The sequence below is a fragment of the Paraburkholderia sp. Tr-20389 genome (assembly GCF_017104565.1).
Taxonomy (GTDB): domain Bacteria; phylum Pseudomonadota; class Gammaproteobacteria; order Burkholderiales; family Burkholderiaceae; genus Paraburkholderia.
In genome coordinates this window covers 90803-116308 of the sequence record NZ_JAAGPD010000035.1, presented here as the reverse complement: position 1 = coordinate 116308, position 25506 = coordinate 90803, and the positions used below count along the sequence as shown (strand labels likewise).

21 protein-coding genes are annotated in these 25506 nt (G+C 61.1%); 15 read left to right on the top strand and 6 right to left on the bottom strand.

Translation table 11 applies throughout. The features are described from left to right. Positions 1 to 36 precede the first annotated feature (36 nt). The 3 genes from G3N95_RS28085 to G3N95_RS28075 are packed head-to-tail and all read left to right on the top strand — an operon-like array spanning position 37 to position 4297. A complete protein-coding gene (locus tag G3N95_RS28085; RefSeq protein ID WP_205973349.1) occupies positions 37 to 1356 on the top strand; it encodes an MFS transporter in 1320 nt (439 codons plus the stop codon). Next, a complete protein-coding gene (locus tag G3N95_RS28080; RefSeq protein ID WP_205973348.1) occupies positions 1357 to 2574 on the top strand; it encodes a mandelate racemase/muconate lactonizing enzyme family protein in 1218 nt (405 codons plus the stop codon). Positions 2575 to 2629: 55 nt separating this feature from the next. After that, positions 2630 to 4297, top strand: a complete 1668-nt coding sequence (locus tag G3N95_RS28075) for a GMC family oxidoreductase N-terminal domain-containing protein (RefSeq protein ID WP_205973347.1) — start codon at positions 2630 to 2632, stop codon at positions 4295 to 4297. An 84-nt stretch (positions 4298 to 4381) separates the two neighbouring features. Here the strand turns inward: G3N95_RS28075 and G3N95_RS28070 are convergent, their stop codons facing one another. Beyond that, positions 4382 to 4975 (bottom strand): YigZ family protein, encoded by a 594-nt coding sequence (locus G3N95_RS28070; protein WP_205973346.1) that lies wholly within the window; start codon positions 4973 to 4975, stop codon positions 4382 to 4384. A gap of 316 nt (positions 4976 to 5291) precedes the next feature. Here G3N95_RS28070 and G3N95_RS28065 point away from each other — a divergent pair, with 316 nt between their 5' ends. Both G3N95_RS28065 and G3N95_RS28060 read left to right on the top strand, forming a co-directional pair. Then, complete coding sequence (locus G3N95_RS28065) at positions 5292 to 5642, top strand: DUF4258 domain-containing protein (protein ID WP_241018992.1); 351 nt, start codon at positions 5292 to 5294, stop codon at positions 5640 to 5642. A 9-nt stretch (positions 5643 to 5651) separates the two neighbouring features. Then, positions 5652 to 6086, top strand: coding sequence for a helix-turn-helix domain-containing protein (locus G3N95_RS28060; RefSeq protein ID WP_205973345.1), 435 nt, complete (start codon positions 5652 to 5654; stop codon positions 6084 to 6086). Positions 6087 to 6450: 364 nt separating this feature from the next. On the opposite strand, the gene G3N95_RS28055 is transcribed toward G3N95_RS28060, so the two are convergent. The 4 genes from G3N95_RS28055 to G3N95_RS28040 all read right to left on the bottom strand — a co-directional run bounded on the left by G3N95_RS28055 (position 6451) and on the right by G3N95_RS28040 (position 8046). Next, a complete protein-coding gene (locus tag G3N95_RS28055; RefSeq protein WP_205973344.1) occupies positions 6451 to 6657 on the bottom strand; it encodes a hypothetical protein in 207 nt (68 codons plus the stop codon). Between the two features lie 341 nt (positions 6658 to 6998). Next, positions 6999 to 7223: a hypothetical protein gene (locus G3N95_RS28050; RefSeq protein ID WP_205973343.1), complete on the bottom strand. Its 225-nt coding sequence runs from the start codon at positions 7221 to 7223 to the stop codon at positions 6999 to 7001. A 177-nt stretch (positions 7224 to 7400) separates the two neighbouring features. Further along, complete coding sequence (locus tag G3N95_RS28045) at positions 7401 to 7685, bottom strand: hypothetical protein (RefSeq protein ID WP_205973342.1); 285 nt, start codon at positions 7683 to 7685, stop codon at positions 7401 to 7403. Between the two features lie 91 nt (positions 7686 to 7776). Beyond that, the gene (locus G3N95_RS28040; RefSeq protein ID WP_205973341.1) at positions 7777 to 8046 is read right to left on the bottom strand and encodes a hypothetical protein; all 270 of its coding nucleotides are present in this window, start codon (positions 8044 to 8046) and stop codon (positions 7777 to 7779) included. A gap of 394 nt (positions 8047 to 8440) precedes the next feature. Here G3N95_RS28040 and G3N95_RS28035 point away from each other — a divergent pair, with 394 nt between their 5' ends. Beyond that, a complete protein-coding gene (locus tag G3N95_RS28035) occupies positions 8441 to 10567 on the top strand; it encodes a serine/threonine protein kinase (protein WP_205973340.1) in 2127 nt (708 codons plus the stop codon). A gap of 42 nt (positions 10568 to 10609) precedes the next feature. On the opposite strand, the gene G3N95_RS28030 is transcribed toward G3N95_RS28035, so the two are convergent. Then, entirely contained in the window at positions 10610 to 12511 is a 1902-nt protein-coding gene (locus G3N95_RS28030) for an SUMF1/EgtB/PvdO family nonheme iron enzyme (RefSeq protein WP_205973339.1), read from the bottom strand. Between the two features lie 262 nt (positions 12512 to 12773). On the opposite strand from G3N95_RS28030, the gene G3N95_RS28025 reads away from it, so the two are divergent. From G3N95_RS28025 to G3N95_RS27985, 9 genes are all read left to right on the top strand, one after another. Then, positions 12774 to 13199: a DUF4399 domain-containing protein gene (locus G3N95_RS28025; protein ID WP_012403145.1), complete on the top strand. Its 426-nt coding sequence runs from the start codon at positions 12774 to 12776 to the stop codon at positions 13197 to 13199. 66 nt (positions 13200 to 13265) lie between these two features. After that, positions 13266 to 13691 carry a DUF4399 domain-containing protein gene (locus G3N95_RS28020; protein ID WP_205973362.1) on the top strand — a complete coding sequence of 142 codons (426 nt, stop codon included), beginning with the start codon at positions 13266 to 13268 and terminating at the stop codon, positions 13689 to 13691. Positions 13692 to 14013: 322 nt separating this feature from the next. Further along, entirely contained in the window at positions 14014 to 14283 is a 270-nt protein-coding gene (locus tag G3N95_RS28015) for a hypothetical protein (protein WP_205973338.1), read from the top strand. 354 nt (positions 14284 to 14637) lie between these two features. Further along, entirely contained in the window at positions 14638 to 16047 is a 1410-nt protein-coding gene (locus tag G3N95_RS28010) for an efflux transporter outer membrane subunit (RefSeq protein WP_205973361.1), read from the top strand. Positions 16048 to 16295: 248 nt separating this feature from the next. After that, complete coding sequence (locus G3N95_RS28005; protein ID WP_205973337.1) at positions 16296 to 18854, top strand: FHA domain-containing protein; 2559 nt, start codon at positions 16296 to 16298, stop codon at positions 18852 to 18854. Further along, positions 18832 to 20205, top strand: a complete 1374-nt coding sequence (locus tag G3N95_RS28000) for an HlyD family efflux transporter periplasmic adaptor subunit (RefSeq protein ID WP_205973360.1) — start codon at positions 18832 to 18834, stop codon at positions 20203 to 20205. The genes G3N95_RS28005 and G3N95_RS28000 overlap by 23 nt, the downstream gene beginning before the upstream one ends. A gap of 98 nt (positions 20206 to 20303) precedes the next feature. Then, the gene (locus G3N95_RS27995) at positions 20304 to 21056 is read left to right on the top strand and encodes a peptidylprolyl isomerase (RefSeq protein WP_205973336.1); all 753 of its coding nucleotides are present in this window, start codon (positions 20304 to 20306) and stop codon (positions 21054 to 21056) included. Between the two features lie 34 nt (positions 21057 to 21090). Continuing rightward, a complete protein-coding gene (locus G3N95_RS27990) occupies positions 21091 to 24147 on the top strand; it encodes a peptidase domain-containing ABC transporter (RefSeq protein ID WP_205973335.1) in 3057 nt (1018 codons plus the stop codon). Beyond that, positions 24144 to 25496 (top strand): sigma-54 dependent transcriptional regulator, encoded by a 1353-nt coding sequence (locus G3N95_RS27985; RefSeq protein ID WP_205973334.1) that lies wholly within the window; start codon positions 24144 to 24146, stop codon positions 25494 to 25496. Before G3N95_RS27990 ends, G3N95_RS27985 begins: the two co-directional genes overlap by 4 nt. Positions 25497 to 25506 lie beyond the last annotated feature (10 nt).

Below are 25506 nucleotides of genomic sequence, written 5' to 3'. Positions count from 1 at the left end.
AACCGTGCTCCACGCGCGTCTCTTAGGAGCACTTCAGTGGCAAGCCAATCTCTTCGAACGGATGCTTCGACGCGCCGTTCCGCCGACGCAACCGCACAATCCGCCAACAAGGCACAGCGCTATGTGCAGTTGCTGCTGCTCGTCATTGCAGCCGGCGCGATTTATCCGATTCTTTACCTGCGCCAGGTCTATCAGCCGACGATGCTGGAAGTTTTCCACATCAGCGAAAGTCAGCTTGGCTATCTGTATTCGATGCTCGGCACGATCTTTCTGTTGAGCTATCTGCCGAGCGGCTGGCTGGCGGACCGTATTGCGCCGCGTCTGTTGATCAGTTTCTCGCTCGTCGCCACGGGCCTGCTGGGTCTCGTGTACTCGACGGCGCCGTCGTTCAACCTGCTGCTGATGATCTTCGGCGGCTGGGGACTTTCGACGGGGCTGACGTTCTGGGCGGCCGTGATCAAGCGCGTGTCGATGATCGCCGGTCACGACGAGCAGGGCCGTTTCTTCGGCTTTCTCGACGGCGGCCGCGGACTCATCGAAGCGATGCTCGCGACCATCGCGATCACGCTGTTCGCATGGCTCACGCAGACGAAGGGCGAACCGGCCGCGGTCGGTTTCCGCGTCGTCGTCTATATGTACGCGTTTCTGTGCATCGGACTCGGCGTGCTGCTCGGCCTGATCAAGGACCCGGCATCGCAAGCGGAAACCGAGAGCCGCGCGCAAGCGGCGAAACGCGGCAACGTGATCGCCGATCTGGTCACGCTCGCGAAGATCCCCGAACTGTGGCTCGTCGCTGCCATCGTGTTCTGCGGCTATCAGGTGTTCTGGGCGACGTACAGCTTCTCCGCATATCTGCATGAAGGCGAGATCGGTTTGTCGGTGGTGATGGCGGGCACGATCACGACTCTCAAGCTGTGGATGCGTCCCATCGGCGGGATTGGCGGCGGTTTTCTCGGCGACCGTTTTTCGAAAGTGACCGTGCTGATCATTGCGCTCTTTCTTGCGTCGCTGTCGCTGCTCGGCCTGATTGCCGCGCCGCAGATCAGCAGCCACGTGTTGCTCGTATTTCTCGTGCTGTTCATCGGCGTGCTGACGTACGCGATTCGCGGCCTGTACTGGTCGCTGCTCGATCGTTGCAATGTGCCCGTGCAAACGATGGGTCTCGCTATTGGCCTGATCTCCGTGCTCGGCTATTCGCCCGATGTTTTCCTACCGCTCATCAACGGTTATCTGACACAGAACTATCCGGGCGTGCATGGATACCAGATGTACTTCGGCTATGTGGCCGCTGTGTCCGCTGTCGGCGGCTGCGCCGGTCTCGTGCTGCGCAACATGCTTAAAAAGAAGGAAGCGTAAATGAAAGTCGTCTCGCTCGAAACGCACATCGTCGCCGTACCGCCGCCGCATATCGGCGGCATGTACTGGATCTTCGTGAAGCTCAAGACGGACTGCGGTATTGAAGGCATCGGCGAAATCTATTCGGCGACGTTTCATCCGAATGCGATGGGCCCCATCATCGACGATGTGTTCTCGCGTTATCTGCTCGACAAGGACCCGCACCACGTCGAACGCCTGTGGCGCGAAGCGTATTCGAGCGGCTTCACGCAGCGCCCCGATCTGACGATGATGGGCGTCGTGAGCGGCCTCGAAATGGCGTGCTGGGACATCATCGGCAAGGCGGCGAACAAGCCCGTGTACGAGCTGCTGGGCGGCCGCGTGCATGAGCGGCTGCGTTCGTACACGTACCTGTATCCGAAGAACCGTCGCGGCGAATACGACTACGACGATCCTGATCTCGCTGCCGAATGCGCGGCGGAAAACGTCAAGCGCGGCTTTACGGCGGTGAAGTTCGACCCCGCCGGTCCTTACACCGCCTACTCGGGCCATCATCTGTCGCTCGAAGTGATGGACCGTTGCGAGACGTTCTGCCGCAAGGTGCGGGAAGCCGTGGGCAGCAAGGCCGATCTGCTGTTCGGCACGCATGGGCAGATGGTGCCCGCGTCGGCGATCCGTCTTGCAAAGCGACTCGAAAAGTACGACCCGCTGTGGTTCGAAGAGCCCGTGCCGCCGGGCCAGCACGATGCCATGGCGGAAGTCGCGAAACACACGAGCATTCCGATTTCGGCAGGCGAGCGCCTCACCACGAAGTACGAATTCCACAAGCTGCTGGAAGCGGGCGGCGCGTCGATCCTGCAACTGAACGTGGCGCGCGTCGGCGGTCTGCTCGAAGCAAAGAAAGTGGCGACGCTCGCCGAGGTGTACTACGCGCAGATCGCGCCGCATCTCTACAACGGTCCCGTCGGCGCGGCCGCCAGCATCCAGCTCGCGGCGTGCACGCCGAACTTCCTGATTCAGGAAAGCATCGGTACGTGGGGCGGTTTCCACGCGGAAGTGCTCAAGACGCCGATTCGCTGGGAAGACGGCTACATCATTCCGTCGACGGAACCGGGTCTCGGTATCGAACTGAATATGGAAGTCGTGCAGCAGCACACGCCGTACACGGGCGAACGTCTGCATCTGCAGATGGCGTCGAAGCCCTCCGACGTGAAGGATCTCGCGCCCGCCAAAGGCTAAAGCGCGAACGGCCTCAACGTATTCCACGTATTGGACGCCTGCGGGCGAATAGAGCATGAATTACGACTACATCATCGTCGGTGCGGGATCTGCGGGCTGCATTCTCGCCAACCGTCTGTCGGCGTCGGGCCAGTACTCGGTGCTGCTGCTCGAAGCGGGCCGGGCCGACGATTCGTTCTGGTTCAAGATTCCGGTGGGTTTCACGAAGACGTACTACAACGAAACCTATAACTGGATGTACTACAGCGAGCCGGAGAAAGAACTCGACAACCGCTCGCTGTATTGCCCGCGCGGCAAGGTGCAAGGCGGCTCCGGCTCGATCAACGCGATGATCTACGTGCGCGGCCAGGCAAAGGACTACGACGACTGGGAGCAGGCGGGCAATAGCGGATGGTCGTATCGCGACGTGCTGCCGTATTTCCGCAAGCTGGAATCGCATCCGCTCGGCAACACCGAATACCACGGCGCGAATGGTCCGATCGGCATTTCGCCGATGAAGGATGCCGTGCATCCCATTTGCCACGTGTTTCTCAAGGGTTGCGAGCAGGCAGGCTACAAGCGCACCGACGACTTCAACGGCGCGCAATTCGAAGGTGCGGGTATTTACGACGTGAATACGCGTAACGGTCAGCGTTCGTCGAGCAGCTTCGAGTACCTGCATCCCGTGCTGGATCGCAAGAACCTGACGGTCGAGCGCGAAGTGCTCGTCACACAGGTGCTGTTCGACGCGAACCGACGCGCGACGGGCGTCGTCGTCAAGCAGAACGGCAGCGTGCGCCAATTCACGGCGATGCGCGAAGTGATTCTGTCGGCGGGGGCTGTCGATACGCCGAAGCTGCTGCAACTGTCGGGCGTCGGCGACAGCGCGCTGCTTGCGGAACATCGTATTCCGCTCGTGCGTCATATGCCTGCTGTCGGAAGGAACCTGCAGGATCATCTTTGCGTGAGCTTCTACTATCGCGCGAACGTGGCGACGCTGAACGACGAGATGCGGCCGCTGCTGGGCAAGATCAAGCTCGGTTTGCAATACCTGCTGACGCGCAAGGGTCCGCTGGCGATGAGCGTGAATCAGTCTGGCGGATTCTTCAGAGGCAGCGAGAACGAGGCATTGCCGAATCTGCAGCTCTATTTCAATCCTCTGTCGTACCGCATTCCAAAGAGCAACAAGGCGAGCCTCGAACCGGAACCGTATTCGGGCTTCCTGCTGTGCTTCAATCCTTGCCGTCCGACCAGTCGCGGCTCAATCGAGATCGCGTCGAACCGCGCGGAAGATCCCGCGAAAATCCGCATCAATGCGCTGACGACGCAAAAGGATATCGACGAGGCGATTCAGGGTTGCGAACTGGTGCGCAAGATCATGTCGACGGCGGCGCTCAACGAGATCACTGTCGAAGAGATTTCGCCGGGCCCGCAAGTGAACGATCGCGAGAGCTTCCTGCAGTACTTCCGCGAGCAGTCGGGTTCGATCTATCACCTGTGCGGTTCGTGCGCGATGGGACCGGACGATCAGACCTCGGTCGTCGACGAGCGTCTGCGCGTGCATGGCATGTCGGGGTTGCGGATCGTCGATGCATCGATCTTCCCGAACATCACGTCAGGCAATATCAATGCGCCGACGATGATGGTCGCGGAAAAGGGTGCAGAGATGATCCTCGAAGACGCACAGGCAGCGGCGGGCGCGCAAGCGCTGGAATCGGCGAAGGTGTTTGCTGCTGCGCACTGAACGCTCGAAGATCGAAGACGGCTGAGAACGGCCGCGTGCGGGGAGTACTTCTCCGGCACGCGGCCGTTTTGTTTTTTGGTTCGCTCAGGCAGACTCAGGGAAAATGGCGCGCCCTTGTGTGATGTCGCGCAGCGCTTCGCGGGCGTTATCAATTGCAGTGACGGGCATGCGTATCGTCAATTGCACACTCATGCCATACGCGCTCGCTTCGAGCACGTGATTCTCCTGCTCGATCCAGCGGCGCACGCGTGCTTCGTCGGGATAGCCGATCTCGACTTCCAGCGTCGCAAGCGCGATCCGCTCGACACGCGGTGCGTCCTGTAGCGCCGTTGCAATCGCATCCGTGTAGGCGCGTACGAGGCCGCCCGCGCCGAGCTTCACGCCGCCGTAATAGCGCACGACAGCGGCCAGCACGCCGTCCAGATCGTGATGACGCAGCACTTCGAGGATCGGGCGCCCTGCGGTGCCGGACGGCTCGCCGTCGTCCGACATGCCGGACTGGCCGCCCGCCAGCAATGCCCAGCAGACATGCGTGGCCGCCGGATGCGCTTCGCGCAGACGTCGCAGTTCGTCCATCGCGGCGTCGCGGTCGGCGACGGGGATCGCGTAGGCGATGAAGCGGCTTTTGCGGATTTCGAGCTCTGCCTGGAGCGCGGAGGGAAGAGTGAAGGTCGGCAAGGCGGCGAGCGTCGTGAGGTCGGTTCGGGTCTGGGCCGCTATCTTAGCGGATGGGCATGCGCAGCCCTATTTTGACGCATCCGGAAAGAGTCCTTTGTTAACTTGCGTAATGACGCAACGGGCGCCCTGGCTGATAATGCATCGCATGGCGGATCTAGCTCTGGCTGGGGCGATGCCGGACTCCTCATCCGGCGCGATCCGTCTCCTTCTACGTTCGATCCCGGCCTGTTGCGCGGCGTGTCGTTCTGCGCGCGCCAGTTCGTTGGCGGGTAAAGCGCGAAGCATTTCACTACCCCTTTCGTCAGTGAAGTTCCCCTTGCCTTCTCTTGCGCTACCCATAATAATTATGGGTATATCGATCCAGCCCATTCCGCTCAAGCTAAACGACGCCAACCTCCAACGGTTGATCCGTGAAGCGGCAGCCGATACGGCGCGCGTATTCTTCTGCAAGCACGCGAAGCAGCGGATGAAGCAGCGCAGGATCACGCCGACTCAGATCTACGATTGCCTTCGGCGCGGCGCAGTGTCAGAGCCGGCGCATATGAATTTGCATGGGAGTTGGCAATGCACGCTCGTCTGGCGTCATGCCGGCGACGATGTATCAGTTGCCGCAGCGCTGGAGCGCGACGACGAAGGCGATTGGATCGTAGTTGTCACGGTGTTTTGAGGAACGGCCATGTACCACTACACAGAAGCAGGGCTACAAAACGTGTGGCTGGCAAACGGCTACAACGTAAGGAAGACAAAGTACGGCGAGGCGGTATCGATCGAAGATGCGGATGGACTCCATCGCGCCATCGGGCGCAAGCTCGCGTGCAAGAGCTATCTGACAGGAGCCGAGTTTCGGTTCCTGCGCAAAGAGTTAGATCTCTCTCAGCACCGTCTGGCAGATTTGTTGGGGACGACTGAGCAGACAGTTGCTCTTTGGGAAAAGCGAGGCAAAATCCCGAAGACCGCTGACCGGATGTTTCGTGCCATTTACCTCGAAACGGTAGACGGCAACGTCAAGCTGAAAGAGTTGATCGAGCGTATCGCTAACCGGGATCGCAAGGTTGAAGAAAAGATGATCTTCCAGGACACGGACGCCGGCTGGTTCCCAAAAGCCGCCTGATCGAAACCGCCTCATGGGCGGTTTTTTTGTTTTGGGACCGTCGCAGCACTCGGTAGTGGAAAATGCGGCAGCCCACGCGATAGGGACCCATTGATGTCTCCGCGAAAGTCGCTATGTTTCGGTGAGGTTTCTTTCTAGCAGAGTGCTCATGCGGGCATGCAGTGCTTCAGTCCTGGCGATGCGCATTTCCGCTCCGGTGTTGGTGACGTCGCTCTTGCGATAACGCTTTTGCTGTGACGGCAGCGCGTCTGTAGCGCCCATGAAGATTACGCATGCAGATGCGTCAAGTTGGCAGGAGCCGAGGCGGCGCACAAGGTCTCTCCAGCCACGACAAACAAGAGAGACCTCCTGCACGACGCGCCGCTCAGATCATCGTCCCCTTGATCCGTCCTTCGAAAATAGCGCAGTTGATGCCGAAGTCATCGACGGTACCTGGCCGTGTGCCATCGACAGTCACGGCAACGCTCGCTCCACCGACGATGCGTTTCATCTTTTCCGGCGTCAGTGCGGTCTCATTCCGTTCGAGATCGGTAGGCGCGGGTAGATCCTTGATGATGACAGTGGCTTTCATGGCAGTTCTCCTGATGCGGGTTTGACGAGCACGATTCGGCGCTCGCTTTTCATGCCGCAACGCATATGCCGATTTGAAGCCGCAATGTGCGTCAGCACACATTGCGCTTCAAAAGCGCCGCCACATAAGGGAATAACGCGCGGGGCCGACGTGTATACGCAGGGTTGACCGGGATAGCAACGAGAAAGTGTTGGCGAGGGCCGCACCGCTACACGCGCAGAGTTGGCGGAATAAAACAGACGCGCTGGGGAGTCGGGCGGTTTGCTCTAGCGGGCGTGGACACGCAAGCACATGCCGCCAGCCATCAGGCAAGCGGCATATGACGAGAAGCGAGACAGCTGTTATTTGCGCAACAGGCTCTGCGGCGGTATGCGTTCGTCGACGGGCTGGCGTGCGGCCGTCGGGAAGCCCACGGGATAGTCGACGACGCGCGTCGCCGCCGGCAACGCCTGCGCGGTGACGCCGAAGAAGCGTCCACCCGTTCGTGCGCCGCCGACGATGGCGGTCATGGCCGCGCGATCGAGTTCGACGCTTTCGGGAAGATCCTTGATGATGAGCTTGGGCATGGCCGTTCCAGAAGAAATATCGCGTAGTGCCGTCGCGACCGATGTGCGCTTCGATCGATGACGGCAACGCGTAGGACTCGAACAACCAGTATAGGTAATTCAGGCTCGCTGCGGTGTGGGCTGGCGAGCATTGCGGACGCTGTGCGGAGGCCCCCGGTCCTCCACGACAGCGCGCTGTCACACCAGAGCGTTCGTATTGGCCACAAGCTTCGGGCTGAGGTTGATGCTCGGCAGCTTCACGCCGGGGCCGACGATGCTGCCGTTCAGCGTTTCGACGTTGATGAACTGCGCCTGCGTGATGTTCTGGTTGATGCCGATGTTGACGTTGGCGACGGGGCCGAGGCCCGCGAGCCACGAGTTGCCGGTCAGGCCGGGCGTTCCCGTACCGCCCGACACGGCGGACATTTCGTGGCGGCCGAGCGTGCGCTGGCCGTCGATATCGCGAATCATGATGGACGACATAATCGTTCTCCAAGGAAATAGGTTGGCAGCTGTTTGCCCGGAAGCGCCGGACAAGTGGCGCTCCCGGTCCCCGTCGACTGCGTGTGGTGTCTTACGAAACGGTGACGTTGTTGTTCGCCTTCATCGTCGGCTTGATCGTGGTCGGCAGGTGCGAAACGAAAGCGTTGTTGTTGTCGCTCACGTTGTCGATATTCAGGCCTTGATTTACAAGTTGCTGGGCGCTGACCGTCTTGCTGTTGTCGAAGTCGAATTTGAGGCTGGGGAAGTACGGGTAGCTAACGAAGCCACCGCGAACGGCCTTCATGGCCTTGCTGTCGAGTTGTTCGGTAACGGACAGGTCTTTGATCATCAGTGCGCTCATGACAGTTCTCCTAAGAGGGAAGCGAAGGTTCGCTAAGGTGTTTCGGTTTGGGTTCGAGCATCTTGTCTGCTCGAGCCTCACTAACGCATAGGCTGTGCCAGTCATGCGAGCAGGTCGGCGAAAAAATGCGCAAGCCTTGCTGCACAAGGCTTCGCGATACAGAGGGTGTTTGGGGCAGAGCGCTTCGAGCCAAAGCGGTACCGGAAAGCTGATGGCGAGCGGCCAACTGAGCGCTCGAAGCTGTTGGATGCATCGCGACACATGACACCCGCCGTGTCGCGGGCCAATCCTGGTTTGCGAAAGGCATACGTGCGGGCTACTATCGAACGAGCACATGTAATTGGTTACGACAGGGAAATTCTTCGATCAACGGGAGCTGCAGCGCTTTGAACACATGGCCAGCCTTGCGCACGTGATTCGGGACTTTCAGAGCGGCGCGCTTACGCAGGACGCGTTCGTCGCTCAACTCGACAGCACGCTCACAACGGAAGGTGTCGGCTCGGCTCGTCTGCTCGAAATACTCGGCGAAGCGCAGGTCAGGAAGCCGTTGCCTCCCGATCTCTACGCGGAAGTGCGCCGCCGTATCGAACAGATGCCCGTGTCGCATCTTGCCGCGGCGGGCGGCGAGGAAACGCGCATGCAGACGGTGCCCGAGCATCTCGTCTCGCCGCCGCCGGGCCGCACGAATGACGTGCCCGCCTCGAACCTGGATCAGGTGAAGGGCACGGGCGATACGCTGAACAACCGCTTCGTGCTCGAAGAATGTCTGGGTGTGGGCGGCATGGGCACCGTGTACAAGGCGCTCGATCTGCGCAAGCTCGAAGCGTCGGACCGCAAGCCATACCTCGCGATCAAGGTGCTGAATACGCAGTTCCGCGGCAACCCCAAGTCGCTGATCGCATTGCAGCGCGAAGCGCGCAAGGCGCAGGTGCTCGCGCATCGCAACATCGTCACCGTCTACGACTTCGACCGCGACGGCGCGATCGTCTATCTGACGATGGAGTATCTGTCCGGCAAGCCGCTCAGCCAGATACTGCGCACGCCGGATTTCAAGGGCATGCCCGTTCAGTCCGCGCTGCCGATCGTCCGCGGCATGTCGAGCGCGCTCGCGTATGCGCACGAGCGCGGCTTCGTGCATTGCGACTTCAAGCCCGCCAACGTGTTCCTCACCGACACGGGCGAGGTCAAGGTCATCGATTTCGGCATCGCACGCGTGTTTCAGCGTCCCGAGGAAGAGAGCGATGCCACCGTGTTCGATCCGGGCAGCCTCGGCGCGTTGACGCCTGCGTATGCGAGCCCGGAAATGCTCGAACATCTCGAGCCCGATCCGCGCGACGACATCTACGCGCTTGGCTGCATCACCTACGAGTTGTTGACCGGCCGTCATCCGTTCGACCGTCAATCGGCGACGCAGGCACGCGCGTCGAATCGCCAGCCGCAGCGGCCGGACAACCTGGGCAACCGTCAATGGCGCGCATTGCGCGCGGCACTGGCATTCGATCGCAAGGCGCGTACGCCGACGGTGTCGCGCTTCGTCGAAGAGTTCGGTGCGCAGGAGCGTGCGTCCGCGTCGAAGTCCACGGGGAGCACCGATCGCACCGGCATGCTGATGAAGTCCGGTGTGGCGGGACTCGCGCTCGCGTGCGCGGCGGGCGGCGCGCTGTACTTCTATCGCGCGTCGCGGACGCTCGAACAGGAGAATGCAACGCAGCAGACGAGTGCCGCGTCCGATGCGGGTGGATCACAGGTCGGCGGCGCGACCCCTGTGCAGCCCATCACGCCTGTCGTGCCGTCGAAGCCTGAAGTCGCGTCCGCGCCGCCCTCCAGCACGCCAGCGCCGCCGGCGCCTCCGACACTCGCGGCCGTCACCTCGGCGCTCGCGTCGTTACCGTGTTCGGCGCTCGCCTCGCAGATCCAGGATCGCGCGGTACAGGTGCGCGGATTCGTGCCGCAGCATGGCGAAGCGCAAGTCAACGAGCGTCTCGGAACCCTGCCCGGCGTTGCGTCGACGAAGGTCGACGTGCAGCACGTGAGCAGCGACAAATGCGACGTGCTCAAGCAACTCGGCTCGTACTGGACGCATAACTGGCAGGCGGGACACATCGCGTCGCTGACGGCGCGCATGCCAAATGGCGTGCTCACCGAGGGCGATCCGCTCGTCGTCGATGTCAGGACGCCGGGCTACGACTCGTATGTGAACATCGATTATTACGTGCTCGACGGCAGTGTCGTGCATATGGTGCCGGGGCCGCGCGTGTCGGGGAATCAGGCGCCCGCGAACTACTCGGCAACTGTGGGCAGCGGCGGGGACTGGATCATTTCGAAGCCGTTCGGACAGGAGATGGTCGTCCTGCTGATCACGCCTGCACCGCTATTCGATGCGCCGCGTCCCGAAAGCGAATCGCGTGCGGACTATCTGCGCGCACTCGATGCACGGCTCAAACAGCTTGCCGCCAAATACGGCCAGGACCATATCGTCGCGGACTTCGCGCAGATCACGAGCAAGGCGCGCGCGCATTGAGAAAGCCCGCGCCGATCTGCTCGGGCTTCTCGTCAGATCACGTCACTTGAGTTCTTTCACGACGCGAAAGCCGTCTTGCGACTGACGCACGCTCTGGCTGTACTTGAAGCGCGTCGACGTCAGCATGTAGTCACCGCCTTCGCGCCATGAGCCGCCGCGAATCACGCGCATGTTGCAGCCCGGCGCGTCCCACGCATGGCCGTCATTGGGCGCGCCCTGGTATGAGTTATGCCAGCAATCGCCGACCCATTCCCACACGCTGCCGTTCATGTCGTGCAAGCCATTCGGATTCGCCGCGTAACTGCCCACCGGCTCAGGCGCCTCCTTGTGATACGGATCGCCGCAGTCCTTGCAATTGGCCATGCCTTTGCGCATCGAGTCGCCCCACCAGTACTTCGTCGTCGTGCCGGCACGGTCCGCGTATTCCCATTCGGCTTCCGTCGGCAGACGATACGTCTTGCCCGTGACCTTGCTCAGCCATTTTACGTAGGCCTGCGCATCGTCCCAACTGAGATCGCGCGCGGGTGCGTTCTTCACGGAATTGCTTTCCGTTGCCAGCTTCGGGCATCCGTTGACGTCCGCGCAGGCGTTCCATTGCTCGACGGTCACTTCGTATTTGCCGATCGCGAACGGCGCTGAAATGGTCACGCGATGCGGCGGCTTCTCGGAGGGATCGTCGGAATTGCTGCCCATCGTGAAGGAGCCCGCCGGTAGCGAGACCATCATGGGGCATGCCGCGCAGTCCTTGCTCTCGCCGCCAGCGGCTGCGTGCGCGGGCGCCGGCGTGGGTGCCGGAGCAGGCGTTGCAGCGGCCTTAGGCGCGGCTTGCGGAGCGGGCGCTGGTGCAGGCGTTGGCGCCGCAGCAGCAGGGTGCGGCGGCGCGGATGCGGGCGCCGCGTGCGTCGCAGGCGGCGCTGTCTGCCCGGAGGCCTTGAGCCTGTCGATACGCGCCTTCGCGAGCGTCGCAAAGCGGCCATTCGGATACGCCTTCAAATACGCTTCATAGTCGCTCGCGTAATTGCTGTCCTTGATCGATTCCCAGAATGTCAGTTCATATTGCTCGTTGCTGTCTTTAGGCAAGATGCCGCGGCTGTTCAATGCAACAACCAGGTTCGCCTGATCGTCGGCTTGCATCGGCTGATCGACCGAAGCGAAAACACGCAGGGGTTCCGTCAACGACGACGCGGACCACGGGCGTTGCACGCCGTCTGTTTCTTCCGTGACGCGTCGCGCTACGTGAGCGAACATCGTGTCGACGGGTTCATCCGGCGCACGGTGCATTTCACGCAGCCATGCGCCCGTGAAGATGCCATGACGGGTTCCATCGGCGGCCTCGCCGCCTTGCGCCGTCGCGTATGCAATCAGGGTTTGCGCGGGCAAAGACGTCGTGAGGCGGGCGGGCTCGAATGGTTGCGTAAGACATGCATCCAGCACCATCAGATTGAGTGCATGTGCGCGCGGCGCGGCGAGTGTGTCGAACACGCTCGACAGGTCGATGCTGTCCGTCATCAACGTGGCCGGCGCATGCGTATCGGCGGAAGTGGATGCCAGTCGCGTGTTGGCTCCCGCCTGAAAGCCGTGGCCCGCGAAATAGAACAGGGCGATGCCGCCCGGCTGCAAGCGGCGGCGGAAATCGGCGAGTGCGTCACGCATCTGCTGTGCGCTTGCATCGGTGCGAAGCACGACATCGAAGCCTTGCGCGCGCAACATATCGGCGACGCTTTGCGCATCGCGCGATGCATTGGGCAACGCGCCAAAAGAATAGCTCGCGTTGCCGATCACGAGCGCGACCTTGCGTGTCTCCGTTTCAGTGCGGCCGCTCAGCGCATCGTTTGCAGCAATATGGGAAGTGGCATCGCGCGCGCCGTGCGGCAGCGTTTGCGCGTCGGCTCCTCGCATCTGGAGTGCCCCGATCATGCATACCAGCAGGAGTTTTCGCCACATTTTCAGATCCTGGTTGTTCTGGAAGTTCTGGACAGAACCTCGTCATCGGACGAAGCGGCTCGATCATGATCGTTGCCGTTCGCCATGCAGCCCGACACTCGCGATACCGTTGTCAGGCACCCCATCGCGCAGATCACCCTTACAAAAGATAGCACGCAGTGAGAACGTCAGAAGGTTAACGAGCATGGCGTATCTTTTTGACAAGTTACGTCCTAAGCTAAAACGGAAGCAAGCAGCACAGACCCTCCCTGGGAGATGCGCAATGCAAAGAAGAATAAGGCTCGCGGCTATCGGCGCGCTCTTTCTCGCTTCGGCGCAGGTATTGGCAGGCCCGACGCCTTCGCCGCCCGGCGCGGAGACGTACATCATCTGGCCGGCGGACGGCACCGTCATTACGGGCGGCAAGCTCTGGGTGCGAATGGGCTTGCGCAATATGGGCGTGTGTCCTAAAGGCGTCAATGTGCCGAACACGGGACATCATCATCTGCTGATCGACACGGACCTGCCGCCGATGGATCAGGAAATTCCCTCTGACCGGAATCACCTGCATTTTGGCGCAGGCGAAACGGATGCGCGCATCGAACTGCCGCCCGGCAAACATACGCTGCAACTGCTGCTCGGCGACTTCAACCACGTGCCGCACAATCCGCCCGTCTATTCGAAGAAGATCACCATCATCGTGAAGTGAGCACGCGTGCGCGCATGCGCCTGCATGCCCGGCGCGCACCACGCAAGACGGAGAGCATCAGCCATGATCAGGAACGTTGTTGCCGCTGCGGCGCTTGCCGCTCTCGCTTCGATGAATATGGCGTTCGCCGGGCCGACGCCGGCACCCAAGGATGCCCACGCCTATATCGGCTATCCGAACGACGGACAGGTCGTGCCCGCCAACAAGCCGTTTCGTGTGTGGTTCGGCTTGCGCTACATGGGCGTCGCGCCCAAGGGCGTCAAGTATGCGAACACAGGCCACCATCATCTGCTGATCGACACGGACTTGCCGCCGATGGACCAGGAGATTCCATCGGATCGCCAGCATCTGCATTTCGGTGCGGGCGAAACGGAAACGACGATTACCTTGCCGCCCGGCAAGCACACGCTCCAGTTGCTGATGGGCGACGAAAATCACATTCCGCACGACCCGCCGGTCTATTCGAAGAAGATCACAGTGATCGCAAAGTGAACGAACGTGTGTGCTCAATAGCCGAGTGTTTTAGCGCTGTTTTCATGCATGTTCCCGGTGATGTCTTTAGCAATCCAACAGTTTCGCGTCGAATGTTGGCCGTACGACGGCACCTGGTGGTCTGATCAAAGCCCATGAAATTCGTATGCGCAAATGCGGTCTGACTCACAACCCAATGGCAGCAAGGCTTCGCAGGTTTTTCGCGGTTCTGGCAGGGCAATTGGCACAGCCTATGCGTTAGTAAGGCTCGAGCAGACAAGATGCTCGAACCCAAACCCGAAACACCTTAGCGAATCTTCGCTTCCCTCTTAGGAGAACTGTCATGAGCGCACTGATGATCAAAGACCTGTCCGTCACCGAAGAACTCGACAGCAAGTCGATGAAGGCTGTCCGCGGCGGCTACCTCGCCTATCCGTACTTCCCGAGCATCAAGCTCGACTTCGACAACAGCAAGCACGTCGACGCACAGCAGCTGATCTCGCAGCAAATGAACATCAGCAACGTGAGCGGCAACAACAACGCGTTCGCGGAAGGCCTGGACACGACGATCAAGCCCACGATGACGGCCAACAACAACGTCACCGTGCACTAAGCACACGGCGTTATCCGCGGAGGTTCAGACCAGCCTCCGCGGGCTTCCTCAACGGTACGGAAGCAATCTGCATCACACGTCGTCAAAAAGATCGAAAAGCCAATCGTCCTGTCCACACGACCGCCGCGTCACCGCACGCATTCCACGCCGAACGAAATCCACCGACATCGATAGAGATGCCGCGCTGGACGTGCTTTACTTGAAAGGCGCGCTCTGCACGTGCAGTACAGCCGGGAAAGATCGGAGAATATCGTGTCTGCGTTGCCTGATTCGTTCGTCGCCTGCTGTTCGAACTTCGACTCGCCGGCCCGCCGTCACGCGGATGTCCGTCGCGAAGGGCAGCGCAAGCGTTCCATCGTTGCCGTTGCACGCGCATTCAGTGCCGCTGCCGCTTGCGCGGCGTTGCTCGCGGGCTGCGTCGACGTTCATATGGCCGACTACAAGCGTCCCGACACACCCGCCAAGGCAGCGTGGTCCGACAAGACGGGCTCGCTCGTTTCGCCCGCCGACACCATCGTGCCCGACTGGTGGAAAGGCTTCCAGGACCCGTATCTGGATGACTTGATCGCCAAGGCGATTGCAGGCAATTTCGACATCAAGGTACTGGCCGCGCGCATCGACGTAGCGGGTGCGCAGATCGGCGAAGCGAAGGCGGGCGCACTGCCTACGGCGGATCTCGGCGCAGGCGCCAATTTCCAGAAAGTGACGGGACAGCCGTTCACGAAGCAGTACAACGTGGCGGGCCAGGTGAACTGGGACATCGACATCTGGGGCAAGGTCGAAAAGGGCGTGCAGGCGCAAAAGGCCGAATTCCACGCAACGGAAGCCGACTGGCGCGCGGGCTATCTCGAGCTGGTGTCGAATGTGGCGAGCACGTATTTCCAGATTCTCCAGTTCGACGACCAGATCGTCGCGCAACAGAAAATGGTCGACGAGAACCGCACCATTCTGTCGATCTTCGACGGCCAGAGCCGTAACGGCCTGATTCCGAAGACGCAGGTGATGCGCCAGCAGGCAGAGGTCAATCGTCTAACCAAGGATCTGCTCGATCTGCGCCGTTCGCGCAGCCTTGCGAATAACGCGCTGTGCACGCTGATCGGCGTGCCGGCGGGCGAATTCACCGTGCCCGTCGGACACCTGCAGCAGCGCGTGCAATTGCCGCCCGTGCCGGGTGGACTGCCTTCGCAATTGCTGTCGCGCCGGCCCGACATCGTTGCATCCGAATTGCGCGTGCTCGAAGCGTACAACCTCGTCGGCGAAGCAAAGCTCGCGCAACTGCCGACCATCAGCCTGACGGGACATGGCGGTACGGCGAGTTTCGCGCTGTCCGATATGCTGAAGTCATTCACGTTCGGCTTCATGCCGAGCATCAATATTCCGCTGCTGGATCCGAGCGTGCGGGCTCACGTGAAAACGACGGAAGCGCAGACGACGGTCGCCGAGCAGCAATACCGGCAAACCGTGATGGGCGCATTCGAAGAAGTCGAGAACGCACTCGTCAATCTGGATTCGCACAAGCAGCAGCGTGTCGAATTGCAACAGGAAGTACAGCGCCTGAGCGTCGTCAATGAGCAGATGCAGTCGCAATTGCGCGAAGGCATCGTGTCGCAACTGGAAGTGTTCGAAACGGAACGCACGCTGCTTCAGGCGCAACTCGATCTGCTGACGAATCACCAGCAAATACTGTCAGACACGGTACAGCTTTATAAGGCGCTCGGTGGCGGCTGGCCCGCGGTCAATGTGCAGGCTCAAGTGAAGGAATGAAGCGACGCAGCGGAACAAGGCCAAAAGCCACGGCTGGAAAACGCTGGCACGGTTCTTAAAGGAAGGCTCAAGGAACCGCTTGCCGTATTCGACCGCATTAGCCGTACCCATAATTGACTAACACCATGCGTGACTTAAAATTCCTGATTAGCCGCTCATATCGTCAGAGGAGCGGCTGCGTCGAATACGCCTTGGTCGCCGCGCCTGTTGAACGCTCTGTTCGTGTCCACGCTTAGTGATGCAAAGAGATGAATCCCGGCGAAGCTCCGATTGCTGAGATGCGGGCGGCTCTGGACAAGGAGTTCGATGTCCTGCTGCTGCCCGTCTCGCACGCGTCCCTCGGCCCCATCCGCATCGTCGACGATCTGTTCGCGATCGGCCGCAGCGAGGCGCCGTTTGCCGACTATCCGCGCGATCTGATCACGCGGCTTTCGCGGCGTCACGCGCGCATCTTTAGCGAGCATGGCGCGGTCTATGTGGCCGATCTCGACAGCAAGAACGGCACGACCGTCAACGGCATTGCCGTGCGGCAAACGCCGTCGCGCGTGCGCGCCGGCGACGAGCTGTGCTTCGGCGGCGACCTGACGTATCGCGTTGCAATCGAGCCGCGCCCGTTCAGTTCCGCCTCTGCACGCGGCGTACAGCATCTGACGCTGACGCTCGAGCCACAGCGTATCGATCTGGGGCTGGAGCCGATCGACATCAGCGCGTTTCCGTTCCTCGTCAGCAAGACGGACGAGCTTTTCGCGCGTTATAAGGACCGTTATCCGCATCAGGTCAATTACATTTCGCGGCGACACGCGCACATCTTTTTGAAGAGCGGCGAGCCGTGGATCGAAGATCTCGGCAGCACCAACGGCACGTTCGTCAATCACAAGCGTCTCGGCGAATCGGCGGTCGCGCTGCAAAACGGCGACACGATTGGATTTGGCGGCGATTATTTCGTCTATCGGGTAGCACTGGCGAAATCGTTCGAAATCGAGCCTACCGTGACCCAGATGACGCCGCCCGCCGCCGCGCTGGGCGTGCCCGTGAGTGCCGTACCCGCAGCACCTGCAGCACCTGCGATGGCGATGCCAGCCGAAGATCCCGACAAGACGACCTTCGTCGGCGCGGCGCACTCGTTTCTCGACATCTTCTGCGTCGATCGCGCGTTGCAGCGCGAAGACGAAGTCAACGAGAACGCGCCGCCTTTGACGCCGGATGAGTCGACCGAAACGCAGGCAGGCCGTCCGCGCCGCCGCTGGCAACTGGTGATGCGCGAAGTGATGCGCACGTTCGCTGGCGGCGACCGCACGACGGTGCATCGCATCGGCTGGGGAGGTCTGGCGGTGCTTGTCGTCGTCGCAGGCCTTGCCGTCATACTTTACATGCGCGGTGCGGCGGAACGCGAAGTGAAGAACCTGCTCGCGGCGGGCGAATACGAAGAGGCGGCGGATGCGGCCACATCGTCGTTGCGACGTCATCCCCTCAGCGATGCAATCCGGACGCTCGCCAGCGAGGCATTGATGAAGGCGCGCGCGCCCGGCTGGCTGGCGGCGTTGCAGGCGAAGCAGTTCGATCGTGCCGCGGCGCTGATCGAAGGCATGCGCGCGTCGAGCGGGAACAACCCCGATGCGCTCGCGCTCATCGATCAGCTGAAGTGGGTCGGCGACCTGGAGAGTTTCGTCGTCGGCCGTGGCGGTCCCGATGCCCCCATTCGCATCTATAGCGATGAAGGGCGCATCTCCAATCTTTTGAAACGCTGGAACGACGACGCGAAAGGACATCAGCGGATACTCGATCGCATCGCGTCGTATGTGCCCGAATTTACCGAGCCCTATGCATTGGCGATGAGCCATCTGCGCAAGCTGCAAAGCGACGATTCGGTGTACCTCGCCGCGATCGAGCGTCTCAATTCGACCATCGCGACGGAACTGGCGGGTGATAAGCCGGATGCACTGCCCGCCGTGCTCGACGACTATGCGCAGCGCTATCCGCGTCTCGCCGGACTCGACGTGGCGAGAGCAGACCTGCGCCAGTACACGGATATCTTCAACGAAATGACGGCGCGTCACCTCACACCGCTGCTGCCGCTGATGAAACACGCGAACTTCAGGACGCCGCCGTTTCAGGCGCAGTACAGGCAGTTGAGCGAAAGCCGTCTGCCTTCCGCCGATGTGATCGCGAGGCACGACGCAGCGAGCGCCGCATGGCAAAGCGGCGACAGCCAGCAGGCGCTGGCCGCGTTGCAGTCGATGCCGGTCGGTCCGTGGTCCGATGTGATCGCCGCCGAACTCGCGCACAAGAAAGCGCTGCTCGATCAGTTCACCGACCTGCAGAAGAACCGTGGTTCAGGCGATCGCGACGACAAGCTGCTGTCCTTTTACGCCAGTCTCGACCCCGTCGAAGATGCGTACTACGTGCGTGCCGTTCAGGGCGATGTCAACGCACTGCGCGACAAGGCGCTGGCCCGCGCGCAAGACCTGATCAACCGGGCGCAGACAGCGTGGCGGCAGTATCGCGCGAATGGATCGATCGGCGGCACGCAGCGGCTGGAGTCGGGTATCTCCGATGGTTTTCGCAATCAGGCGCGCCTGCTGTCGGGCGCGAACACGTCGGCACAACAGGGCATGCGCGTGTATACGCAACTGAAGGCGCCGCATCCGGACGGTTCGGACAAGTTGCTCGACGACATCGACGCGGAAACGCAATTGCAGCGCCGCTCGCTGCAGGAACTGCGGATGGTGCTCGAGCCGGGCTTGCTCAAATCCAAACTCGCGTTGATTGGAGGCAGTGACGAAAGTGAAGCGCGACAATCACCCTAAGCCGCTCTACGAAGCGCTCGAAGATCACAGCGCCGAGGGCGTGGAGATTCTCACGGCGGAACCCGTGCGCATCGCGCAGGCGCTCGTGCTGGCGATGGTCGGGCTCGTCGTCGCGGGTCTGTTGTGGTCGTTCTTCGGGCGCGCGGACGTGATCGTCACGGCGCAGGGCACGCTCGCGCCGGAATCGGACGTGCGGCGCATCTATGCGCCTATCGACGGCGAACTCACCGACCTGTATATCGCCGAAGGGCAGCCGGTTTCGAAGGGCGACGTGCTCGCGCGGATCAACGCGCGCGGAGCCATCGAAGCGGCCACCAATGCGCTCCAGGCACAGCTGAAACTCGAAGACGCCGAGCGCGAGTGGAAAGAGTTTCCGCAGAAAAAAGAACTGATGGAACGCAAGGCGGCCGCGCTTAAGGATCAGCTCGAAGTCGAAGAGCGTCTGCACGAAAACCGCATTTCCGAAGGGACGACGAAGCTCGCCGAAGGCCAGAAAGCGCAACTGGAAGAAGCGCGCAGCACGCTCGACAACGCGCGCCGCGCACGCGATGCGGCGCGCCAGGAAGCGGACAAATACGCGCGCCTGTTCGCGCAGCCCGGCGGCGGCGGTGTCGCCGAGTTGCAGGTGGAGGCGAAGCGCAATACCTACATGGAAGCGGAAAACGCGTACCGTGTCGCGCAATCGCGACTCACCGAACTCGACTTCAAGCTGAGTCACGAATATGCAGAAGCGAACGCGCAACTCGAAACGAGCGGCCAGCAGGCCACGACGCTGCAGCTTCAATACGATGATTTGATCCGCGACATCACCAGCACGGAAGAGAAGCTGCGCCTGCAATTGCAGACGGCGCGCCTCGTGGCCGAAGCCGCCGCGCGCATCCGCTTCGAGAACATCGACAAGGACAACTTTCTGCTGATACTCGCGCCGACTTCGGGCGTCATCACGGATGTCACGTCGACGCAAACGGGCGACAAGATCCAGGCGAATGCGCCGCTCGGCGGCATTGCGCCGAAGGACGCGCGCCCCGTTCTGAAGATCGAGATTGCCGAGCGCGACCGCGCGTTCCTGCACGAAGGCATGACCGTCAAGCTGAAATTCAACGCGTTCCCGTATCAGCGCTATGGTCTGATCAACGGCACGCTCGCGTACATCTCGCCGGCGACCAAGCCGTCGGGGCAGGACAAGCAGCCTGTCTATGAAGGCCGCGTTCAACTCGACAAGAACTACTACCAGATCGCAGAAAACCGTTATCCGCTGCGTTACGGCATGACGGCGAGTGCCGAAATCGTCGTGCGCGAACGGCGATTGATCGATCTGGGGCTGGACCCGTTCAGGCAACTGGCCGGATAGGTGGACCGTTATCTGAATGCGCTGCATCGCAAGCTTGACCACGAGTACAACCGCCAGCCCGCCTGTTCGTTCGGGCCACCACTAGAGGAGCGGACGAGATGACCGCGATCGTACGAATCGATGATGAAGTCGTGGATGTCGGCGAATTCATACGTCTACTGAAACTCACGGGCCAGTTCGAGAGCCTGATCGAGCAGATGGTGCGCGACAAGCTGGCCGTGCACGCCGCGAAGAAGCACGGCGTGACCGTGAGCGCCGATGAGATCCAGGAGCGCGCCGACCAGTTCCGCCGCGTGCGGGGGCTGCATCGTGCGGCCGACATGAACCAGTACCTCGATACGCTGAAGATCACCCTCGACGACTTCGAGGCGTTCATCACGGACGGCCTGTACCAGGAAAAGATGCTCGACAAGGTGGGCAGCGACGGCGAGATCGAAGAGTACTTTTCGATGAATTCCCCCAAGTTCGACGCGCTGGAAGTAAGCCACATCCTGCTCGACGACGAAGGCAAGGCCAAGGAAATGATCTCGTATCTGCACGACGATCCCGACGCATTCGCCGAGATGGCGCGCGAGCATTCGATCGCCGATACGAAAGATTCGGGCGGCGTGATCGGCAAGGTGTTGCGCGGTTCGCTGAAGCCGGATATCGAGGCGAAGATCTTCAATGCAGGGGTGGGCGATCTGCTGGGGCCGTTCGCTTCGCCGGACCGCTCGTGCTTCGAGATCTTCGCGGTGACGGCGAAGTATCCGGCGCAGCTCGATGCGGATGTCGCGTCGGAGATCAAACGGCTGTTGCGCGAACAGTGGCTGATGACGCGCGCGCAGGAACACATCATCGAAGCGCTCTGACTGACACGCGCTGTTGCCGGGGACCGCAAGCATCATGGATGCACCGCAAACCACGCCTTCCACTGCCGACTTCCTGTCGACGGTCGAGATACTGTCGCCGTTCACGCGCGAAGAACTCGAACGCATCGCGGAGCATGTGCAATCGCGCTTCTATTCGTTTGGCGAAACGGTGTGCAACGTCGGTGATCCGGCGGACGGTCTCTATGTGATCAAGTCCGGTTCGGTGCGTATCTTCACCGAAGAGCACGGTAAAGAGATCAGCATGGGCGTGCGCAAGACGACGGAGGTCTTCGCCGACATCGCGATGCTGCGCGCCTACGTGCATGAATCGTCCGTGCGCTCGTCGGGCAAGACCGAACTGCTGTTCATTCCGCGCGCGGCGATCGAGTCGATCATCGCAGGGAATCAGGCGGCACTCGCATTCGTCGCGAGCTATGTTGCGATCAATTCGGCGGGCGGATTCGTTGCCCAGCTATTCGATCTGCGCGGCAAGCTGAACAAGCAGGAACTGGAAGAGTATGTGCGCAGCGTGGGCGTCAAGCGCGTCGCCGCGGGCAAGGAAATTCTCAAGCAGGACGCGCGCGACGACCGGCGGCTTTATGTGGTGCGGCAAGGCGAAGTGCGCATCGTGCGCCACGAGGACGGCAACGACTACACGCTCGCCACCCTGCGCGAAGGCGAGATCTTCGGCGAGAAGGCGTGCCTGATGCGGCAGGAGCAGACGGCGTCGGCGATCGCGACGACGGATACGCGGCTGCTCGTGATTCCCGAGCGCACGGTGCATTTCATTCTCGAACGCAATCCCAAGTTGCGCGAGGTGCTCGACGAGCGCATCAAGTATGCGGACCGGGAACTGGACCGGCAAAAGCGCATCGAGCAGCGGCGCAAGATGCCGCTGCGACTCGATCTGCACACGAAGCCGGAACTGGGCGAACGGGTGATCCGCCGCTTCGGCCTCGTCGAACAGGCCGAGGAGATGGACTGCGGTGCCGCTTGTCTCGCGATGATCTGCAAGCACTACGGCATTCCGATGACGCTCGGCAAGCTGCGCGAACTCGCGAATGTGACGACACAGGGCGCGACGCTCGACAGTCTGGCCCGCGCGGGTGAATCGCTCGGCTTCTCGGCGCGCGGCGTGCAGTGCACGTTCGATTCATTGCGCGGCTTCGATCTGCCGTTCATCGTGCACTGGGAAGGCTATCACTACATCATCGTGTACGGCGTGTCGAAAGATCACGTGTGGCTCGCCGATCCCGCGCTGGGCTTCCGCAAGCTAAGCCTCGAAGATTTCGAGCGCGGCTGGAGCGGCACCTGTCTGTTGTTCGCGCCGGGGCCGAATCTCGTGCAGCTGTCGGCGTCGCGTTCGCCGTGGCTGCGCTTTATCGGCTATCTGACGCCGTACAAGAAAATCTTGCTGCATCTGTTCCTCGCGACCTTCGTGATCCAGGTGCTAGGCGTGATTCCGCCGTTGATCATCCAGAACATTCTGGACGGCGTGATCGTGCATCAGAACATCAGCCTGCTGCATCTGCTGATACTCGGTCTGATCATTTCAAACGTGTTCTCGCAGCTGATGTCGATGATCCGCGCGTACCTGTCGAACTTCATGGTGCGCAACATGGACTTCGCGATGATGTCGCAGTTCTTCAGGCACACGATGTCGCTGCCGTTCTCGTTCTTTGCCAAACGCAAGACGGGCGATATTTTCGCGCGCTTCCAGGAGAACCAGACGATCCGCGCGTTTCTGACCGAGTCGACCGTGACGACGGCGCTCAATCTGCTGATGGTATTCATCTACTTCGCGATCATGTTCTTCTACAACGCGAAAATGACCTTCGTGCTGATCGCGTTCGTCATCCCCATCATGGCGCTCACACTGATCGCGACGCCCAAGATCAAGAACTATGCGCGTGAGACATTCGCGGCCGCGACGGATTCGAAGTCTTTCCTGATGGAGGCGTTGTCTGGCGTCGAAACGGTGAAAGGCATGGGCATCGAACGGCCCGTTCGCTTGCGCTGGGAGAAGAAGTACGCGAAAGCGCTCGAAGTGCAGTACCGCGCACACGCCTTCAACATTCTGATCGGCTTCATCAGCCAGTTGCTGAACGCGGCGACGACCATCGCGATTCTTTGGGTCGGCGCAAATCTCGTGCTCGCGCGTGAGATGACGATCGGTCAGCTCATTGCGTTCAATGCATTCATGGGCAGCGTGCTGTCGCCGTTGATGGGGCTCGTCGGTTTGTGGAGCATGCTCAACGATGCGGGTGTCGCGATGGAGCGGCTGGGCGACGTGCTGGATATCGAGCCCGAGCAGAAGCCCGAGGATCTGCCTTCACGCGTGATGCTGCCGGACCTGCAAGGCGAGATCGGCCTGAACGGCGTCTACTTCCGCTATGGCGACACCGACAGCGCGTACGTGTTGGAGAACATCAGCTTCGATATCAAACCGGGCGAACTCATCGCGATCGTCGGACGAAGCGGGTCGGGCAAGACCACGCTCGCGAAGCTGCTGGTCGGTTTCTATACGCCGAGCGAAGGCAAGATGACCGTCGACGGTTACGACATGAACGTGATCGACAAGGCGTTCTATCGCGCGCAGATCGGCTATGTGATGCAGACCAATCTGCTGTTCTCCGGCACGATTGCGGAGAACATCGCGAGTGGCGACGACACGCCTGACCGGCGCCGCATCGAGGAAGTCGCGAAGATGGCCGACGCACACGCATTCATTGCGAAGCTGCCGCTCGGCTATGAGCAGATCGTGGGTGAACGCGGCATCGGCTTGTCGGGCGGGCAAATACAGCGGCTGTGCATCGCTCGCGCGCTGTATCACGATCCGCGGCTGCTCGTGTTCGACGAAGCAACGTCGGCACTCGACACACAATCGGAAAGCAACATTCTCAGCAACATGCACGACATCCTCAAGGGACGCACGGCCGTCATCATTGCGCACCGGCTCAGCACGATCATGCGCGCCGACAAGATTCTGGTGCTCTATGAAGGCGCGATCGTCGAGCAGGGGCGTCATGAGGAACTGGTCAACCGGAAGGGCATGTACTACCAGCTCGTCCAGAAACAGCTGAGCGCATGATGAAGATACTTGACCAGCAGCCTGATGAAAGCGGCTCGGCCCTCTCGTATGCGGGGTTGATCGAGAAGATCGAGATCCTGCGTTCGACGCTGCGCTGGTCGTCGCGGCTCGAAAGGGCGGACATCGAAAAGCTCCTGAAACAGGCGAGTTCGTTGCGCGACGAAGTGATGCAGATGTCGCACAAGGAGCGCTTCGTGCAGGCGGCCGTCGTCGAGCCATTGCGCGGCGACCAGTCGCGCGGCGCGCGACGCCAGGCGCTGCTTGCGCGCAGCTTTATCTTCGAGGGCACGTTCGGCGACAATCCGAAACTGCTGGAAGCACTCGAAATTTCGGAGAAGGCCGCGCCGACCGATCTGCCCGTGTTGATCGACGGCGAGAGCGGTACCGGCAAGGAGCTGATGGCAAAGGTCATCCACGCGAACGGCAGTCGCTCGGACAAGCCGTTTATCTCCGTCAATTGCGGCGCGATCCCCGACAATCTGCTGGAGTCGGAGCTGTTCGGGCACAGAAAGGGCGCCTTCACGGGCGCGACAAACGATCGTAAAGGCAAGTTCGAAAGCGCGCATACGGGGACGATCTTTCTCGACGAAATCGGCGAGTTGCCTTTGACGGGGCAGGTGAAACTGCTGCGCGTGCTGGAAGCGCATGAAATACAGCGCGTCGGATCGGACGAACCGATCGGCGTCGACACGCGCATCGTCGCGGCGACCAACCGCAATCTGCGCAAGTTGAGCGAGCAGGGCACGTTCCGCGAAGATCTTTTCTACCGGCTCAGCGTCATTCACGTGACATTGCCGCCGCTGCGCGAAAGGCGCGATGAAATCCCTCTGCTCATTCAATACTTCGGCGATGAAGCGGCGGGCGCGCTGAAACGCCGTCCGGTCAGAATCACGCCTAAATTGAGGGACTTTCTGCTGACGTATGCGTATCCCGGCAATATCCGCGAACTGCGCAACGTGATGTACCGCATCTCGTGTCTGGCGGGCGATATTGCCGACGTCGATCATCTGCCGACGGATATGCGGCCCACGTCACCCGTTGCGGCATCGATATTCGGTGTCGCGAATGAAGCGGCGAACGGCACGGCAAACGTGACGAACCTGCTGTCGCTCAGCGACGCGAAGCGCGCCGCCAGCGACGAAGCCGAGAAGGCCTTCCTGCAACGCGGCTTGCAGGAAGTGGGCGGGACGGTCGCGGAACTGGCGCGCCGCGTCGACATGAACCGTTCGCATCTTCAGATGTTGCTGAAGAAGCACGGCCTGCATTCGAAGGATTTCCGGCGCGCGCACGCGCAAGCGAATGCGCGCAAGGACGACGAGGAAGCGAACGACGAAGCCGACATAGGATGACGCGCCCGTC